The organism is Flavobacteriales bacterium (assembly GCA_016700415.1).
Taxonomy (GTDB): domain Bacteria; phylum Bacteroidota; class Bacteroidia; order Flavobacteriales_F; family PHOS-HE28; genus PHOS-HE28.
On the sequence record CP065018.1, the window covers coordinates 337,845 to 354,408 of the forward strand.

Sequence of the window (16,564 nt, forward strand, 5' to 3'; positions counted from 1 at the left end):
ACCTCAATGGCCCGGCGACATTGGTCGCCGGCACTTCGGAAGCCCTGACGCTCCTTGCTGCGTCGGGGCTTCCCTCTTTTTAGGCGGACAAGGCCATCTTTGTGCATGTTCTGTCGTGAACGTCTCTTCTTCTTGCTCACTGCCATGGTCATCTTCAGGACCGTGGAAGCCCAATGGACCTTCACCGGTGACACGTCCGCCACCTGGCAACAAACCATCGCGCGCTATGCCAGCATGGTCTCATTGTATGAAGGCGCGAAGCTCACAGTGATCAGTAAGGATGATGACGGCCATCCGATCCACCTTTTCATCCTCAGCGACGGTAGCGGCTTCACGCCGGACAGCATCCGTGCAGCGGGCAAGAACATCCTTTGGATCACCAATGCCATCCATCCCGGGGAGCCGGACGGGATCGATGCCAGCCTCATGCTCGCACAAGCGCTGTTGGACAGCGATCAGCTAACGGGCCTGCTGGTGCATACCGCCGTGTGCATCGTGCCCGTGTACAACGTCAGCGGAGCCTTGAACAGGGGACGGTACAGCCGCGTGGACCAGAACGGGCCGCTGGAATACGGCTTCCGCGGGAACGCCAAGAACATGGACCTCAATCGCGACTTCATGAAGATGGATTCCGAAAATGCGCGCTCATTGGAAGCGGCATTGACGGCATGGGACCCGGACATCTACTTCGAGCCGCATGTCAGCGATGGCGCGGACCACCAGTACACTATGGCGTTGCTGGCCACGCAGAAGGACAAGCTTTCACCGCCGCTCTCGGAGTTCATGACCAAGGTCCTTCAGCCAGGCCAGTACGACCGGATGAATAGCAAGGGCCTGCTGATGTGCCCCTATTTTGAGACCACGGGCAAGGTCCCGGAGGAAGGGTTGCGCGGCTTTTACGACAGCCCCCGATACAGCAGCGGCTACAATGCTTTGTTTGATCGCATCAGCATCATCAGTGAGAGCCACATGCTGAAGCCCTTTGCCGATCGGGTGAACGCCACCTTCCAGCTGTTGCTGGGCACCTTGGCGGTCATGGACCAACATCCGGATGAGTTGAAGAAGGCACGCATTGCCGCTAAGGAGCGGACGCGCACTGCGGCCGGCTTCGGTTTGAACTGGCGGCTGGATACCTCTGCCGTGAGCAGCATCCCTTGGAAAGGCTATGCGGCAAGGATGGATACCAGCCTTGTCACAGGCCTCCCGCGCATCCGCTATGACCACAACGAGCCGACCGACACGGTCGTCCCTTGGCACGATACGTACCGGCCATCCTTCACCATGGCCAAGCCTAAAGCCTACCTGGTGCCGCAACAATGGAAGGCAGTGATCGACAGGTTGAAAGTGAACGGCGTGGAAATGAATATCCTTCCGAACGACAGTTTGTTGCAGGTGGAGCAGGACAGCATCGGGGAATTCACCACGGTGCCCATGGTCTATGAGGGGCACTACTTGCACCGCGACATCAACACCACGCGGCGGCGGACCGAAATGACCGCCCATGCCGGTGACCTGCTCGTGCCGATGGGCCGGACCACGGACCGCTATGTGATGGAGGCACTCGAATGCCGGGCCGAGGACGGCTTCTTCGCGTGGAATTTCTTCGACGGCGTGTTACAGCAGAAAGAGTGGTACGACAGCTACGTCTTTGAGGACATGGCCGCGCGGCTCCTCACGCATGCCGTGGATCTGAAGCGGGCCTTCGAGGGTAAGCGGGCAGCGGATCCCGACTTCGCGAAAGATGCTGGCGCACAGCTCACCTGGATCTATCAGCGGTCGCCCTGGATGGAGCCGACTTGGCGGAAGTATCCCGTGCTGCGTGTGGTGGAATAGCGGCCCCGTCGCATTTTGCCGGACGTGAATGCCGCCGGTGAACGCTCAGCCTTCCTCTGCGTTCTCGATCGCCGTATGACGGTTCCGTTCCTCTGCCGTCATACGTATGTATTCTTTGCGCTCTCCGCGTTCTTTGCGGTTCAATTTCATAACGCTTTCCATCCCCATCTTCGCAACCTCATCCCTTTCAACCCATGGATCTTTACGACATCGGCATCGGCGCACGTGTGAAGCACCCCACCCTCGGCGTAGGCGTGGTCTATGACCTGGACGCGCATTCCATCCACATCTTCTTCCGCGAGCACGGCGAGAAGCCCATCGCGCGCTCCTTTGAGGACCTCGTGGTGATCGCGCCCGGAGTGGAAGTGGAACCTGAGGCGCTGGACCTTGAAAGCGTGAAGGACGCACTGCGCGAGGTGCTTGAGGAGGACAACAGCCTGCAACGCCCGGTTCCGCTCGCGCGCCGTTGGCAGAAAGGCATCCTGGAAATGCGTTCCGCTGATCCCGCCCTTAAGAGCAAGGAGGTGCCCATCGAGGACTTCTTCCACAAGATCGTGATGATGCGCGACCGTTTCCGCGTGTTGGAGCAAAAGATCAACGCCAGCAAGGACCTCAGCGAGCAGGACAAGGTGGAGATGCAGCAGTACATCACGCGCTGCTACGGCAGCCTCACCACCTTCAACATTCTCTTCGAGGACAAGGAGGACCATTTCGTGGGGCAGAAGGGAGAGTAGGGTAGTCGGGAGTCTATGAGTCGTGAGTCTTGAGTCTGTGAGTATCGATCCTCGAACTCCAGCAGATTGAAAACGCTATCTGCATGGGTCAGTTCTTTCAGCGTCATCTGTGTTCCATTGATCGTTGATCGTTTCCGTTTGGCGATCTTCACCACAGCGCTTACCTTCGTTCCACGGACACGTTCTTTCTCAGCTATGTGCTGATCAACAGACAGCCCACATAGGCCATAGGTTCTCAAAACCAACACTTTTTACTCAGGATCGGAAGATCCAAAGGGCAAGGGCGCGCCTCATCGCCTTCGGGCGAATTCCTTCGGGAATGCCGAGGATTACCGACCCCTTTCCTGTCCGACCCGCTCATGTGATCCATGGGTTTTTTGAACTCGGTCCTGTGTGGGCTTTTTTTGTCCTGACGTGAACCAACTTGCACCCGTGAAACCAACCCAAGATCCCGTTCGGGCCGGCACTGTCCTGCCTGTGATGGAAGCCTTTTACACCGTCCAGGGGGAAGGGGCCTTCACCGGCCAGGCGGCCTACTTCATCCGCTTGGGCGGCTGTGATGTGGGCTGCACTTGGTGCGATGTGAAGGACAGTTGGGCCATGGACGCACATCCGATGCACAGCGTGGCGGACATCGTGGCCGAAGCGCTGAAGCATCCGGCGCGCATCGCCGTGGTGACCGGCGGTGAACCCCTGATGCATGATCTCGGCCCTTTGACAAAAACGTTGCGCGCCGCCGGCTTTCGCACGCACATCGAAACAAGTGGTACCTCACCGATAAGCGGGGAATGGCACCATATCTGCTTCAGTCCTAAAAAGTTCAAGGCCCCCGTGCCCGGCTTCCATGCACTGGCCGATGAGTTGAAAGTGGTGGTCTTCAACAAACACGACCTGCAATGGGCCGGGGAACATGCCGCCAAGACACAGGCCGACTGCGCCCTCTACCTACAACCCGAATGGACCAAACGCGAAACCATGATGCCGCTTGTCACCAACTACGTGATGGCGCACCCGCGCTGGCGCATTTCCTTGCAGACACACAAGTATTTGAACATTCCATGAAGCGGTTATCAGTTGTCGGTTGTCAGGTGCCCACGCCAAAGCGCCCTGGCGACGGCGTGTTGTCAGTTGTCAGGCTGCGTAGGGTGCTCCGTGGTGGTGGTGAGTTTTCTCGGTCACCAGTCACCAACTACCATTCACCAGCACACCGGATCCTCCGGAGCTTGCTCCTTGCTGCTTACTGCGTCTGCCAACTGCCAACTGCACAAGCTCAACCCGGTAACTACACCAGCACGGACAAGAAGGCCATCAAGCTCTATGAGAAAGGGGCCGAGTGCATGCGCCTTCAGGACTGGAGCTGCGCGGAGAACGGATTGAAGAAGGCGGCGGAGGCCGATCCGCGCTTCATCGAACCGCGGATCTACCTCGGGGAGATGTACGAGCAGCGCAACATGCCGAAGGAGGCCATGGCCATGTATGGCGAAGTGGTGGCGATCAACCCGCGCTTCTTTCCGCCCGCTGCGCTGCACCTGGCCGAACTTGAGATCACCGCCAGCGACTATACCGGAGCCCGGAAGCATTATGCCATGGCGAAAGAACTGGACAGCGATCCGAAACGGAGGCAACGCGCCTCACTTGGGATCGCCAACTGCGATTTCGCGGTGGAGGCCGTGCAGAACCCCGTCCCATTCGACCCTGTGAACCTCGGCCCGGGAGTGAACAGCAAGGACCCCGAGTATTTCCCGTGCGTTACAGCGGATGACAGCACGTTGATGTTCACGCGCTTATTGATCGATGCCCGCTCACAGTTCGGCAAGCAGGAGGACTTTTTCGTCAGCCACAAAGGGGGCGATGGTGCATGGGGAACGGCTCAGCCGATCAGAACGGTGAACACGGTGGACAATGAAGGCGCGGGAACGCTCACACCGGACGGGCGCTTCATCGTTTTTACGAAATGCGCAGGCATCGACGGCTCCTACGGCAAGGGACTGAAGGGACTGGGCAGTTGTGACCTCTTCATCAGCCGCAGGATCGGCGACCGCTGGACACCTGCGCAGAACCTAGGCAGCCCGGTGAACACGCGTAACTGGGAAAGCCAGCCGAGCATGGGCAGCGACGGCCGCACGCTCTACTTTGTCCGTGCATCGCAAGCTGCGGACGGACTGAAGAGCATGGACATTTATCGTACGGTGCTCGGCGAGGACGGGGCCTTTGGCAAACCGGAGCGCTTGGGCGACAACGTTAACACGGCTGGCCAGGAGGAAAGCGTGCAGATCCATCCCGATGGCAGAACGCTTTACTTCAGCAGCGACGGCCATCCCGGCATGGGCGGACTGGACATCTATGTGAGCCGCATGCAGACCGATGGCTCTTGGGGAAGGGCACAGAACCTGGGATATCCCATCAACACGGGCGGCGATGAGAACAGCGTGCTCGTAGGCGCCGAAGGCAAACTCGCCTACTTCGCCAGCGATCGCCCCGGAGGCGTGGGCGACCTTGACCTGTACAACTTCGTTCTTCCGGAGGAGGCTCGTGCTTCCGCGGTCGGATACATCCACGGAAAGGTGACGGACCGCACCAACGGCAAGCCCGTGGAGGCCGATGTGGAACTTTATGATCTCGCTTCCGGGGCCTTGGCCACGGCCGCATACAGCGATCCGGAGAGCGGGGAATTCCTCGTGTGCCTGCCGCGCGGTAAGGACTATGCGCTGAACGCCTCGGCGGAGGGCTACCTCTTTTTCTCCAAGAATTACAGTGTGGCGCAAAGCGATGCGACCTCGACACCGGATCTCGATGTGAAGCTGAACCCCATCGTCGCAGGCGAGAAGATCGAGCTGCGCAACATCTTCTTCGAGACAGCCAGCTATGAATTGCTCCCGGCTTCCACGGTGGAATTGGACAAGCTGGTGAAGCTGATGACGACGAACGCTGCGATGCGCATTGAAGTGGGCGGCCATACCGACGACGTGGGCAATGACGCCGCCAACCAGAAGTTGAGCGAGCAGCGCGCCAATGCCGTGCGCGACTTCCTCATCACCCACGGCATTGAGGCCTCGCGCATCGTGGCGAAGGGCTACGGGGAGACCAAGCCCATGGCGACGAACGATACCGACGAGGGCCGTGCAATGAACCGGCGGACGGAGGTGACGGTGTTGTGAGGCGGCCAGTTGGCAGAAGGCAGTGGCAGTTGGCAGCGGCGACATGAGATGTGTTCTCCGATGCTCCTTTCGGCCTGAAGACGTGGGGCCGACCTTTGCACCATGAAAGTGAAGATCTGGTCCGATGTGGTGTGCCCGTACTGCTACATCGGCAAGCGCGAGTTTGAGAACGCCTTGGCGAAATTCCCGCACAAAGACGAGGTGGAGGTGGAATGGAAGAGCTTCGAGCTGGACCGCGACGCACCGGTCCGCTCCGAGGATGACATGTTCGAGCATCTGGCGAAGAAGTACGGTCGCACGCGTGAGCAGGCCCAGGAGATAGTGGCCGGCGTGGTGGAGCGCGCACACTCCGTGGGGCTCGAGTATGATATGGAGAACGCCGTGATGGGCAGTTCCTTCGATGCGCACCGCTTGATCCAGTTCGCAAAGACCAAGCAGAAGGGATCCGAAGCGGAAGAACGCTTGTTCCAAGCCTATTTCCTCCGGGGTGAGCACATCGCTGACCGAGCGGTGCTAAAGAAGATCGCCGAAGAGATCGGTCTGGACGGGACCGAAGTGGAGGAGATGCTGGTCGGCGATGCCTTCACCGAAGCGGTCCACGCCGATGAATACGAAGCGCAGCAGATCGGTGTGGGCGGCGTGCCGTTCTTCGTGCTGGATGACAAGTATGCGGTGAGCGGCGCACAGTCCAGTGACCACTTCCTCGGTGCGTTGCAACAAGCGTGGAGCGCGCGAAAGACGGATTGAACGAAGTTGTCTGCGATCAGCTCAGGCCTGCGAAAGCTCCTTGGAACGCCGTTCGGCGGCCAGGATGCCCCGCTCCAAGGTACCCGCGAGATCAGCGGAACGGAACACGTCGAACGCGGCCTGCGTGGTGCCTCCCTTGGAGGTGACGGCCAGTATCAGCTCATCCGGGGTGCGGTCGGAGTGGTACATGAGCTGTACGGCGCCGAGCATGGTCTGCTGCACCAACGCTGCGGCCACATGGTTCTCCAATCCCATCGCCCGCCCGGCCTCGGCCAAGGTTTTGGCGAAGAGGAAGACGTAGGCGGGTCCGCTGCCGCTGAGCGCCGTCACCGCATTGAGCTGGTCCTCATCCTCCAGATGTACGGAGCGCCCCGTGGTGTTGAGCAGTCGCTCCACGGTGATCGCCTGCCGCATGGTGAGGTCCTGCGCCGTGGTGTAGGCGGTGACGCCCAGACCGATCTGCGCCGGAGCGTTCGGCATCGCACGCACCACCATGCGGTGGGAAAGCGAATCCTGAAGCCGCTTCAACGTGATACCGGCCATGATGGAAAGCACGACCTGCTCCTGTTGTAGCACTGCGGCAAGGACGGGAGCGAGCGCGCCGAAATCCTGCGGTTTCACAGCGATGATGACAATGGCGCAATCCGCGATCCGTGCGTCCACCACCGGGACCGCGGTGCCCAGGTCCATGGCGGCCACGGTCGCGCATGTTGCTTCATTCCGGGTGATCAGCAGCAGTTCGTCCCGGTCGGCGATGTGGTTCTTCCGAAAGCTGCGGGCATAGGCCAGGCCCATATTGCCGCATCCGATGATGGCGATCTTCATGGCTGCAAAGTAGGAGCTTTGGAAAGTTGAAGTTGGAAAGCTGAAAGATGAAAACGGGAGGAGCAAGGTTGCAGTCGGCAGTGGCAGTGATCAGTAGGCAGTGGCAGCAGGCAGCCGCCCGATCACTGATCGCCATATCCCGATCTCTCTGCGCCTCCGCGCCTCTGCGGCCAAATAGCTCACCAACTCACGAATTCGAAACGAGCTTCAATCCGGCGATGCTGGCGATCAGCGTGAACAAGAAGAAAAGCCGCCAGAACTCCGCTGGTTCCTTGAAGAGCACCATGCCCACTACCACTGTGCCGAGAGCGCCTACACCGGTCCACACCGCATAGGCCGTGCCCATGGGCAGCGTCTGTGAAGCGCGGTAGAGCAGGTACATGCTGGCCACGAGGCAGATCATGAACCCGGTCCACCATAGCAACGCGGTGTTGCCCGAGCTTTCCTTCACCTTGCCGAGGCAAGTGGTAAAGCCCACTTCAAAAAGCCCGCCGATGAAAAGCAGTATCCAGTTCATGGGGCAAAGAAACGGGGCGTGGCGTTAGACCAAGCTCCCCGGCTCGGGCGGGAATACCGCGCGCTTGTGCATCCCTTCACGTGGGTCGCGCTGCATCGTATAATCCGAGGTGAGCTTATTGTGGAGGTACAGGGCCAAGGCGATCACCGCAACGGTGAGGACCAACCAAACCATTGTCCGAGGATCGGCTATGTCCAAATTGTGCTTTCGATTCCACCAATGGGTTCCTGTGATGAAGGCGAGAAGTGCGATACCGGAATAAGGTCTGTTACGATTATTTGTGGAGGTGACTCCCAAAAACAAAAGGGCGAGCGGGAGGGCAAAGTAGAACAGCAGACGCAAGGAGCCTTGATCTTGGTAGAGCATTCCCACCTGCCAGAAGTAGAAGACGGAAAGCGCCACGACCAGCACCACCAAGATGTTCCGCTCATTCTTGAAATGCTCACGGGCCATGAGCGACGGGGTAAAGCGTACCGCGTTCGCCAGGTCTTCATTGTCCGCCGTGGGTTCCTCGACGCGAAGCGCATCATAGGCGTGCTGGCGACTGTAGCCCATGGCGATCTTCGCGGCGGCGGCTTTGCGCAGTTCCCTCCTTTTCATGCCGAAATGTAGCGGTATTCCATCCTCACCTTTGTAAGGGGCAAAGAGATGACCGAACGCAAATACATCCGCGATGGCCGTGCGCCGGTGCCCGTGGACCCGCGTGTCAGTGCGGTCATGAGCCGGATCCAGTCGAAGAACACCGGACCGGAGAAAGCCATGCGCGCGGCATTGAGCGAGGCGGGGATACGCAGCTTCCGCTTGCAGTACGCCAAGGCCCCGGGCAGGCCGGACATCACATTCGTGGGCCGAAAGGTCGCCGTCTTCATCCACGGATGCTTCTGGCACAGCTGCCCGCATTGCCAGCCGCGCAGGCCCAAGACGCACAAGAAGTTCTGGACGGAGAAATTAGATCGGAACATAGCCCGGGATAAGCGCAACGTTCGCGCCTTGCGAAAGGCGGGTTGGAGCGTGATCACCGTGTGGGATTGCCGCCTGAAGAAGTACCCGGTCGCACAGGTCCGGCGCGTGCACAGGGCACTGGCGAAGCCTCCTATGTGATCAGAATAGGATGGTCTTCGTGTTCGTATTGTCCCTGGCTGCCGCAGACATGCCTTCGTGGTATGTGCTCATCGCCCTCACTTCTTCCTGCCGAAGATCCGGTTGAAGAAGCGCTTCTCGAACGCCCAGAAAAAGGCGAACTGGCCCAGCAGCGCCCCGTAGATCAACAAGATCACGTTGTAGAAAGGCAGGATCAGGATGTAGTACAGGATCGAGAACAGCATCGGGGTGCCTCCTTCCTCCTGGGTGAAAAAGGCCACCACCGGGCGTTTCAGGAACATCACCGTGAAGCCCGTGCAAGCGAACACCGTTAGAATGATCACCGCACGGCCCGCGCTGACTCCCCAATGCGCGCCCAGTCTGTTCAGCCAGCCGGTTCCCTTCGCCACCTCCTTCTCAGCCATGTGCGCGAAGTTCGCCCATCATTCCAAACCCTTGCCGATATTCCCGGGAAATACCCCGATCAGGGTACATGGGGTGCAACACTATTTCCACTCCGCGATGAAGAGGTTCGTCTCGTGGTCCTTGCCGCCGCGGTTGCTGCTGAACACAAGGTACTTGCCGTCTTTGCTGAAGACGGGGAAGGCATCGAACATGTCCGTGTTCGTCAGCGGTTCCAAGCCTTGGCCATCGGTACCGATCATGAACAGCGTGAAGGGGAAGCCGCGTTCGGCCTTGTGGTTGCTGGCGAAGATGATGTGCTTCCCGTCAGGGTTCCAGTAGGGCGCCCAGTTGGCCTGGCCCAGGTCGGTGATCTGCTTGGCGTCGCTGCCGTCGGCGTTGGCAATGAAAAGCTCCATCTGCGTGGGCATCACCTGTCCGATCTTCAACAAGTCTTTGTATTCCTTGATGGCCTCCGGCGTCTTGGGGCGGGACGCGCGCCACACGAGCTTCGACCCGTCCGGGCTGAAGAAGGCGCCGCCGTCATAGCCCAGTTCATGCGTGATCTGCTTCACGTCGCTGCCGTCGATGTTCATGGTGTACAGGTCGAGGTCACCGTTGCGCATGCTGGTGAAAATGATGCGGTCGCCCTTGGGCGAAACGGTTCCTTCTGCATCATAGCCGGAGGTGTTAGTGAGGCGCTTGCGGATGTTACCCTTCAGGTCGCTGACGAAGATGTCGAAGCTCGGATAGATGGGCCAGATGTACTTGCCACCGGGCACATGCGGAGGAACGGGCGGGCAGTCCTTGGAATCAAGGTGGGTGCTGGCGAAGAGCACCAAGCTGTCACCCGGCAGGAAGTAGCTGCACGTGGTGCGTCCGCCATTGATGCTGATCTTTTGCGGGGGCGTGTTCCGCAAGTCGTCGGTGAACGGGTTGAAGACATAGATCTGGTCGCACTGTTCGCTCCAAGCGGGTACATGTGCCTGAAAGGAGAGCTTGTCCCCTGCGAAATCCCAGTAGGCCTCGGCATTGTCACCGCCGAAGGAGAGCTGGCGCAGGTGTGCGAAATGCGTTTCAGCCGGATCGATCAAGGAGTCCGCATTCCAGTATGCACTGTCCGGGACGGCCCTCGACATGGCATCGGTGGTGGCCACCGTGGTATCAGCACTGGCCGCAGCCTGGTTTTCAGGGGAGGAGGAAGTGCCACAGCTGAAAAGCAGTACGGTGGGGAGGGCAAGGATCGATAGCTTCATGTGGTTTTCTGGAAAGGCCGCGAAATTATCCGTTGTTCCCGGATGTTTGTCAGACCAGCGCAATACCGCACAACGATACCTCCAGATCACGGTCATTTCTATGCTCCATCGGACTCTTCGTGTCTTTTGTGCCCTCCCGAAAAGATCAGGATGAAACAATTGCGGTAAAGGGAAGCTGCCTTGACCGCATGCCGGTGCCATGGGGGCGGAGTACCCAGCGATGCACACAAAACGGCGTCGTTGTGGACCTGAGCCGACAGGATACTAGCGGCGGATCACGAATCCCGACAAGCCCTGCATCGCACCCTGTTCGATCACCACGGAAACCACCTCAGCTATTGGAGGCCCTTTGTGGCACCATGAAATGAACGCATCCATATCGGCCCGCGTTCCTTCCGCTTCGATCAGGACACGGCCATCAGGAAGATTCTCGACATGTCCCGAGATGTTCATGCGCATGGCGGCTTCCCATGTGCCTTGGCGGAACCATACACCTTGCACGGTCCCGGAGACCCGAATGCGACAGTGAAGAGATGCGGAAGGATCCATCCAGCGAAGGGTTGTGAATAAGTAATGTTGACAATACCCCGTCAAATCCGCATATTTGCTCGACTAAGGTAATAATTCGCCCGACGAAACCGGCGTGCTGATGTGTAGATCTCTATTGTTCAGGGTGGTGGGAGCCACCTGGATCAGCTTTTTCTTTTCCGTCCCGGCCAGTGTCGCACAGACCGTGCCCAGCGGTTTCAACGATGCGGTGGTGATCAGTGGCTTCAATGCGCCAGTGGGCTTCACTTTCGATGCCAACGGCCGTATGTACGTCTGGGAGAAGAGCGGCACAGTGTGGATCGTTGACAACGGCACGCGCCTTCCGGTCCCGTTGATCGACCTCAGCGAGGAAGTGGGCAATTGGCGTGATCATGGATGCCTTGGTTTCACCTTGGACCCGGCCTTCCTCTCCAACGGGAGGATCTACCTGTTTTACACCGTGGACCGGAACTACCTGATGAACTACGGCCAACCGGGATACGATCCGGACGCTGACCAATACTTAAGCGCCACCATCATGCGGGTGACGCGCTATACCGCGATCGGACCGGCGTTCACATCCGTGGACCTGAATAGTCGCACGGTGCTTCTCGGTGAAACAAAGAAGACGGGCATTCCTTTGCTGTATGAATCACACAGCACGGGAGCATTGGTCTTTGCCAGCGACGGCACCCTGATGCTAACCGCAGGTGACGGTGCCAGTTACAACGCTGCCGACGTGGGCGGTGATCCGCAGACCTACTTCGCACAAGCCTTGGCGGACAGCATCATTACACCTGCGGAGAACGTGGGGGCGATGCGCTCGCAGCTATTGAGCAGCATGAACGGCAAAATGCTGCGCATCGACCCGGAGACCGGCAACGGTGTGCCGAGTAATCCGTTTTATGACCCGGCCGCCCCGAGGTCCCCCCAAAGCCGGGTTTGGGCCTTGGGTCTGCGCAACCCATATCGGTTCACCTATAGGCCGGGCACGGGCAGCACGGATCCGGCAGCTGGCGATCCCGGCGCCTTCTATATCGGCGATGTGGGGTGGACCAACTATGAGGAGTTGAACGTCTGCTATTCAGCGGGCATGAACTTTGGCTGGCCGATCTTCGAGGGCATGGAGGAGAACGGCTCCTACCTCAATGCGAGGACGCAGAATATCGATGCACCCAACCCGCTGTATGGACAAGGGCTGTGTACCAAGCGGTATTTCGACTTCCACGACCTGATCAAACAGGAGTCCTTGGTGCATCCCACCGGCCTGCCCAATCCGTGCGATCCCGGCACATTGATCCCGCCGAACATCCACATCTTCACCAACGACAGGCCCTTGATCGATTGGGTCCATGGCAACCAATCCCGTTGTAGCGCCTTCAATGGGAATACGGCGGTACAGTACGACCTGGACGATCCAAGCTCCCCCGTGCCCGGCCCGCGCTTTGGCGGCAATGCAGCGGTGGGCGGCACCTTCATCACCGGCACCGGTTGGCCGGCAGGCTATCAGGGCAGCTATTTCCAAGGGGATTACGGAGGAGCGTGGATCAGGCGTGTGAATGTGACCCCCGACAATAAGGCCGTTGAGGTTTATGATTTTGGCACCAACCTTGGCGCAGTGGTGTTCCTGAAGGAAGGCCCGGACGGCGCACTGTGGTATGTGCGTTATGAGACCGGCCAGATCCGGAAAATAGCGCCATTGGGCGTCACGAACCTGCCACCTGTTGCGGTTGCCGGGCAGAACGTGCTGTTCGGTCCCGGCCCGTTGACCGTTCAGTTCACAGGTTCCAACAGTACAGATCCGGAGAACGGTCCCCTGACCTATCTGTGGGATTTCGGCGATGGAGGGACAAGTATCACTGCAGACCCTTCACATCAGTTCATCGCCCCGCTGGGCGTGCCCACCACCTTTACGGTCACGCTTACCGTGCGGGACGATCAGAATCAACCTAACACCACAACTTTGCTTGTGAGCGTGAACAACACCCCGCCGGTCGTGGACATAACCAGCTTCCCCAACGGACAGCTTTACCCTGTGGGCGTGGACACGACAATGACCTTGGCGGCCTCGGTGACGGATGCGGAGCACGGACCTGCCCAGCTCAGCTATTCGTGGCAGACCGTTTTCCATCACAATACGCACGTACATTCCGAGCCGGTGGACCACGCGGTGACCACCTCATCGGTGATCTCCGGACTTGGCTGCTATTCGGAAACTTATTACTATGAAGTGCGGCTCACCGTCACCGATGCCGGGGGCCTGTTCACCACGGTCTCCCATTTCCTCTATCCGCACTGTTCCGCCATCGCTCCCACGGCCGTGATCAACGCCCCGTTGTTCTATGGCACCTCGCCGTTCCCTGCCACCATGGACGGCAGCAGCAGCGTGGACAACGGTACAATCGTGAATTATAGTTGGGACTTTGGGGATGGCACCACCGACAACGGAGCGGCAGTGAACAAGACCTTCACCGAGAACGGTGATTATATAGTAACCCTGACCGTCACCGACAACGACGGGCTTTCCTCCTCCACGGTGAAGGTGTTCTCAGTGTACACCTTGGACCCGCCACAATGTGTGGGGCCTGCTGGAAGTGTACTCCGGGAGTACTGGACGGGCATCACGGGGTCCACGGTCAGCTCCTTGATCAATAGCCCCGGCTATCCGGATTCCCCTACGGGCATCACCTTCCCCACGAGCATCCGTGGACCGGTGAATTTCGCGAACAACTACGGCACCCGCATGCGTGGTTACATCATCGCACCGAGCACGGGGAACTACACGTTCAACACGACATCGGACGATGCCTCCGTTTTCTACCTGAGCCTGAACGCCGATCCCGCGCTGAAGCAGGCGATCTGTTCCGTTCCCGGGTTTACCAATGACACCCAATACGACAAATATCCGGTCCAGCAGAGCGGGAACATCGCCTTGGTAGCTGGGAAGTACTATTACTTCGAATTTCTCCAAAAGGAGGGAAGCAGTGGTGACCACATGACGGCGCGTTGGACGCAGCCTGGCAATGCCACCCTCACTGTGGTGGACGGGGCGTACTTGGCGCGCTGGGAGGATTGCCCGCCAAGCCTGAAGCTTCGCTTGGCCTTGGCCGGCCCGTATGATGCGGGTACAGGTCAAATGGAGGACGATCTGCGCGCAATGATGGCCATACCGTTACAAGAACCCTATACGGCCATGGGTTTTGCCCAAGTGGGGGGCGGTGGTGAAACGGTCTCACAGGCCATGTTGGACGTCACCGGTAAGAACGCCGTGGTGGATTGGGTACTTGTGGAACTGCGTAGCCAAGGGAACCCATCGGTGATCGCGGCCACACAGGCGGCCTTGCTACAGCGCGACGGCGATGTAGTGGGCACGGACGGCTATTCGCGGATCATCTTCAACGTTCCGAGCGACCAATACTACGTCGCTGTGCGACACCGCAACCATTTGGGCGTGATGACCGGATCGAAGGTGTTCCTCGACAGGAACGTGGCTACGGTGGACTTCACGGATCCCGGCTTGGCAACATATGGCGGCGGGGCGCAAAAAGTGTTCACGAACGGGAAATCCGGCTTATGGTCCGGCAATTCGGTGAACGATGGACGCTTGAAGTACACCGGGGCCACTAATGATCGCGACCCCATGTTGATCGCAGTGGGTTCGGGCATACCTACACACAGCGTATCGGGATATTTCCCGGAAGATCTCGACATGGACGGCTTTGTGCGGTACACAGGGGCCCAGAACGACCGCGACAAGCTTTTGATCAGTGTCGGGGGGAATGTTCCGAGCGCGGTGCGCGAGGAGCAATTGCCTTGACCGGAATACCATATCCGACGGAGCCACGACGGATCCGGGCAGGATAGGAGCAGCTCACAATAAAAGGAGCCGCCTTTTCGGGCGGCTCCTTTTGTTCTTGCGGAGCGGTCAGTAGGCGATCCGGTCGTAGCTCGCGACCACGGAAGCGATGCGGATGGCGTCCCACACCTGTTCCTCGGGGGCACCCAGGGCGATCAACGAGGATTCATGGCTTTTTACGCACTGCTCGCAACCGTTCACCGCGCTCACGGCGAGGCTCATCAGTTCGAATAAATGCTTGCCGGTGGCGGGGTTCATCATGATGTTCATGCGCAGCGACGGGCGCATTTCATTGTACTTTTCCTTGCCGGAGAAATGCCGGAAGCGGTAGAGCACGTTGTTCGCAGCGAGCAGACTGGCACAGGCCACGGCCTCCGCCGTTTCTTCATCGGAAGCGCCTTGCGTTAGGGCCATGGCCTTGAAATGGTCGATCAGCGCGCCGTTCTTCTGGTTCGCTGAGACGCTCAGGGCCAACAGTGCGGCCTCCTTCTCTGAAAGGTGGGCGCTCTTCAGTACGGCCTTCAGGTTCAGTTTCAGGTCGCGGCTGTAGCGTGATCCCACGGCCCCAAGGAGCCGAAGCGCGGAATTGGCATGGTCCACAGGAAGGCCCACCTCCTCCAACAAGGAGGCGGTGCCTTCTTCGTATGCGGTCAGGGGCTGGTCGGCCATCCTTAGTTCAAGGTCGCTTCGCCCTTGGTCCAGTTGCAGGGGCAGAGTTCATCGGTCTGCAAGGCGTCCAGCACGCGGAGCACCTCGTCCACGCTGCGTCCAACGCTCAGGTCGTAGGCGCTCACCCAGCGTACGATGCCCTCGGGGTCGATGATGTAGGTAGCGCGATAGGCCACTTTCTCGTCGGCGGTAAGGATGCCGAGCTCCTCGGAAAGGCTCTTGCTGGTGTCGGCAAGCATGGGGAATTTCAGGTCGCGGAGGTCCTCATGGTCACGGCGCCATGCGGCATGCACAAACTCGCTGTCGGTACTGGCGCCGATCAGTTGGGTATCGCGGTCCTTGAACTCGCCGAACGCTTTATTGAAGGCGGCGATCTCGGTGGGGCATACGAAGGTGAAGTCCTTCGGCCACCAGAACATCACCGTCCAACGGCCTGGGGTGTTGGTAATGTCGTCGCTGGTGATCTCGGTGAACTCCTTGCCTTTTGCGATGCTCACGCATGCTTTTTTCTTGAAGATCGGGAATTTGCTTCCGAGGCCCACCATACGCTGCGGGGCCAATTGCACTTGTCCTTTGGTTTCCATTGCTCTTGTTCAATTGATGGCCTCATCGGCCGTTTTTTCCGTGGTGCAAAGGTCGCAGATCGTTTTTATTTACCAAACTGAATGTTTTAATGATATCATTGATAGAATGAATGATCAGTTTGAAGGACGATGACCGTTCAGTAGATCCAGTACATCACGGTGATCGACACGCACCGGCACTATGCGCGGGCGGCGGATCGATCGAGATGCACACAAAAGACTGAGATGTCGGCCTTGGCCGTGCATGGGGCTTGTTGCCAACTTCCTTAGTGACAGGCCACTGGTCCGAAGGCATGCACATGGATGGTGTGGTGGATCCGGCCGGATAGAACAATGGTCGGGACCTTGTTCCAATGGGTCTCGGAGGTGCCCTAC

At 58.9% G+C, this 16,564-nt stretch carries 15 protein-coding genes; 7 read left to right on the forward strand and 8 right to left on the reverse strand.

All coding sequences use genetic code 11. The features are described from left to right. The first annotated feature begins 105 nt into the window (after positions 1-105). The 5 genes from IPP95_01390 to IPP95_01410 all read left to right on the forward strand — a co-directional run bounded on the left by IPP95_01390 (position 106) and on the right by IPP95_01410 (position 6,472). On the forward strand, positions 106-1,833 hold the full coding sequence (locus IPP95_01390) for a hypothetical protein (protein ID QQS72911.1): 1,728 nt from the start codon (positions 106-108) through the stop codon (positions 1,831-1,833). A 194-nt stretch (positions 1,834-2,027) separates the two neighbouring features. Continuing rightward, on the forward strand, positions 2,028-2,567 hold the full coding sequence (locus tag IPP95_01395; protein QQS72912.1) for a hypothetical protein: 540 nt from the start codon (positions 2,028-2,030) through the stop codon (positions 2,565-2,567). Positions 2,568-3,047: 480 nt separating this feature from the next. Then, complete coding sequence (locus IPP95_01400; protein ID QQS74168.1) at positions 3,048-3,629, forward strand: radical SAM protein; 582 nt, start codon at positions 3,048-3,050, stop codon at positions 3,627-3,629. A 161-nt stretch (positions 3,630-3,790) separates the two neighbouring features. Continuing rightward, a complete protein-coding gene (locus tag IPP95_01405; GenBank protein ID QQS72913.1) occupies positions 3,791-5,725 on the forward strand; it encodes an OmpA family protein in 1,935 nt (644 codons plus the stop codon). Positions 5,726-5,827: 102 nt separating this feature from the next. After that, positions 5,828-6,472 (forward strand): DsbA family oxidoreductase, encoded by a 645-nt coding sequence (locus IPP95_01410; protein ID QQS72914.1) that lies wholly within the window; start codon positions 5,828-5,830, stop codon positions 6,470-6,472. A gap of 21 nt (positions 6,473-6,493) precedes the next feature. Here IPP95_01410 and IPP95_01415 read toward each other — a convergent pair whose 3' ends face one another. The 3 genes from IPP95_01415 to IPP95_01425 form a co-directional block, all read right to left on the reverse strand. Next, positions 6,494-7,297: a pyrroline-5-carboxylate reductase gene (locus tag IPP95_01415; GenBank protein ID QQS72915.1), complete on the reverse strand. Its 804-nt coding sequence runs from the start codon at positions 7,295-7,297 to the stop codon at positions 6,494-6,496. Between the two features lie 187 nt (positions 7,298-7,484). Next, the gene (locus IPP95_01420) at positions 7,485-7,814 is read right to left on the reverse strand and encodes a multidrug efflux SMR transporter (GenBank protein ID QQS72916.1); all 330 of its coding nucleotides are present in this window, start codon (positions 7,812-7,814) and stop codon (positions 7,485-7,487) included. A gap of 24 nt (positions 7,815-7,838) precedes the next feature. Continuing rightward, on the reverse strand, positions 7,839-8,414 hold the full coding sequence (locus tag IPP95_01425) for a hypothetical protein (GenBank protein QQS72917.1): 576 nt from the start codon (positions 8,412-8,414) through the stop codon (positions 7,839-7,841). Positions 8,415-8,462: 48 nt separating this feature from the next. Between IPP95_01425 and vsr the strand changes: the two genes are divergently transcribed. Next, positions 8,463-8,915: a DNA mismatch endonuclease Vsr gene (vsr, locus tag IPP95_01430; GenBank protein QQS72918.1), complete on the forward strand. Its 453-nt coding sequence runs from the start codon at positions 8,463-8,465 to the stop codon at positions 8,913-8,915. A 77-nt stretch (positions 8,916-8,992) separates the two neighbouring features. On the opposite strand, the gene IPP95_01435 is transcribed toward vsr, so the two are convergent. The 3 genes from IPP95_01435 to IPP95_01445 all read right to left on the reverse strand — a co-directional run bounded on the left by IPP95_01435 (position 8,993) and on the right by IPP95_01445 (position 11,101). After that, the gene (locus tag IPP95_01435; GenBank protein ID QQS72919.1) at positions 8,993-9,319 is read right to left on the reverse strand and encodes a prolipoprotein diacylglyceryl transferase; all 327 of its coding nucleotides are present in this window, start codon (positions 9,317-9,319) and stop codon (positions 8,993-8,995) included. An 81-nt stretch (positions 9,320-9,400) separates the two neighbouring features. Then, complete coding sequence (locus IPP95_01440; protein ID QQS72920.1) at positions 9,401-10,552, reverse strand: PD40 domain-containing protein; 1,152 nt, start codon at positions 10,550-10,552, stop codon at positions 9,401-9,403. A gap of 264 nt (positions 10,553-10,816) precedes the next feature. Next, on the reverse strand, positions 10,817-11,101 hold the full coding sequence (locus tag IPP95_01445) for an acylphosphatase (GenBank protein ID QQS72921.1): 285 nt from the start codon (positions 11,099-11,101) through the stop codon (positions 10,817-10,819). Positions 11,102-11,228: 127 nt separating this feature from the next. Here IPP95_01445 and IPP95_01450 point away from each other — a divergent pair, with 127 nt between their 5' ends. Then, positions 11,229-14,897 carry a PQQ-dependent sugar dehydrogenase gene (locus tag IPP95_01450; GenBank protein QQS72922.1) on the forward strand — a complete coding sequence of 1,223 codons (3,669 nt, stop codon included), beginning with the start codon at positions 11,229-11,231 and terminating at the stop codon, positions 14,895-14,897. 108 nt (positions 14,898-15,005) lie between these two features. Here the strand turns inward: IPP95_01450 and IPP95_01455 are convergent, their stop codons facing one another. Further along, the gene (locus IPP95_01455) at positions 15,006-15,605 is read right to left on the reverse strand and encodes a carboxymuconolactone decarboxylase family protein (protein QQS72923.1); all 600 of its coding nucleotides are present in this window, start codon (positions 15,603-15,605) and stop codon (positions 15,006-15,008) included. Positions 15,606-15,607: 2 nt separating this feature from the next. Next, positions 15,608-16,150: a peroxiredoxin gene (locus IPP95_01460; GenBank protein ID QQS74169.1), complete on the reverse strand. Its 543-nt coding sequence runs from the start codon at positions 16,148-16,150 to the stop codon at positions 15,608-15,610. Positions 16,151-16,564: the final 414 nt, after the last annotated feature.

Coding starts and splice junctions, on each gene's coding strand:
- IPP95_01390 (QQS72911.1), top strand. CDS start 106: ATGTTCTGTCGTGAACGTCTCTTCTTCTTGCTCACTGCCATGGTCATC.
- IPP95_01395 (QQS72912.1), top strand. CDS start 2,028: ATGGATCTTTACGACATCGGCATCGGCGCACGTGTGAAGCACCCCACC.
- IPP95_01400 (QQS74168.1), top strand. CDS start 3,048: ATGGAAGCCTTTTACACCGTCCAGGGGGAAGGGGCCTTCACCGGCCAG.
- IPP95_01410 (QQS72914.1), top strand. CDS start 5,828: ATGAAAGTGAAGATCTGGTCCGATGTGGTGTGCCCGTACTGCTACATC.
- IPP95_01415 (QQS72915.1), bottom strand. CDS start 7,297: ATGAAGATCGCCATCATCGGATGCGGCAATATGGGCCTGGCCTATGCC.
- IPP95_01420 (QQS72916.1), bottom strand. CDS start 7,814: ATGAACTGGATACTGCTTTTCATCGGCGGGCTTTTTGAAGTGGGCTTT.
- IPP95_01425 (QQS72917.1), bottom strand. CDS start 8,414: ATGAAAAGGAGGGAACTGCGCAAAGCCGCCGCCGCGAAGATCGCCATG.
- vsr (QQS72918.1), top strand. CDS start 8,463: ATGACCGAACGCAAATACATCCGCGATGGCCGTGCGCCGGTGCCCGTG.
- IPP95_01435 (QQS72919.1), bottom strand. CDS start 9,319: ATGGCTGAGAAGGAGGTGGCGAAGGGAACCGGCTGGCTGAACAGACTG.
- IPP95_01440 (QQS72920.1), bottom strand. CDS start 10,552: ATGAAGCTATCGATCCTTGCCCTCCCCACCGTACTGCTTTTCAGCTGT.
- IPP95_01445 (QQS72921.1), bottom strand. CDS start 11,101: ATGGATCCTTCCGCATCTCTTCACTGTCGCATTCGGGTCTCCGGGACC.
- IPP95_01455 (QQS72923.1), bottom strand. CDS start 15,605: ATGGCCGACCAGCCCCTGACCGCATACGAAGAAGGCACCGCCTCCTTG.
- IPP95_01460 (QQS74169.1), bottom strand. CDS start 16,150: ATGGTGGGCCTCGGAAGCAAATTCCCGATCTTCAAGAAAAAAGCATGC.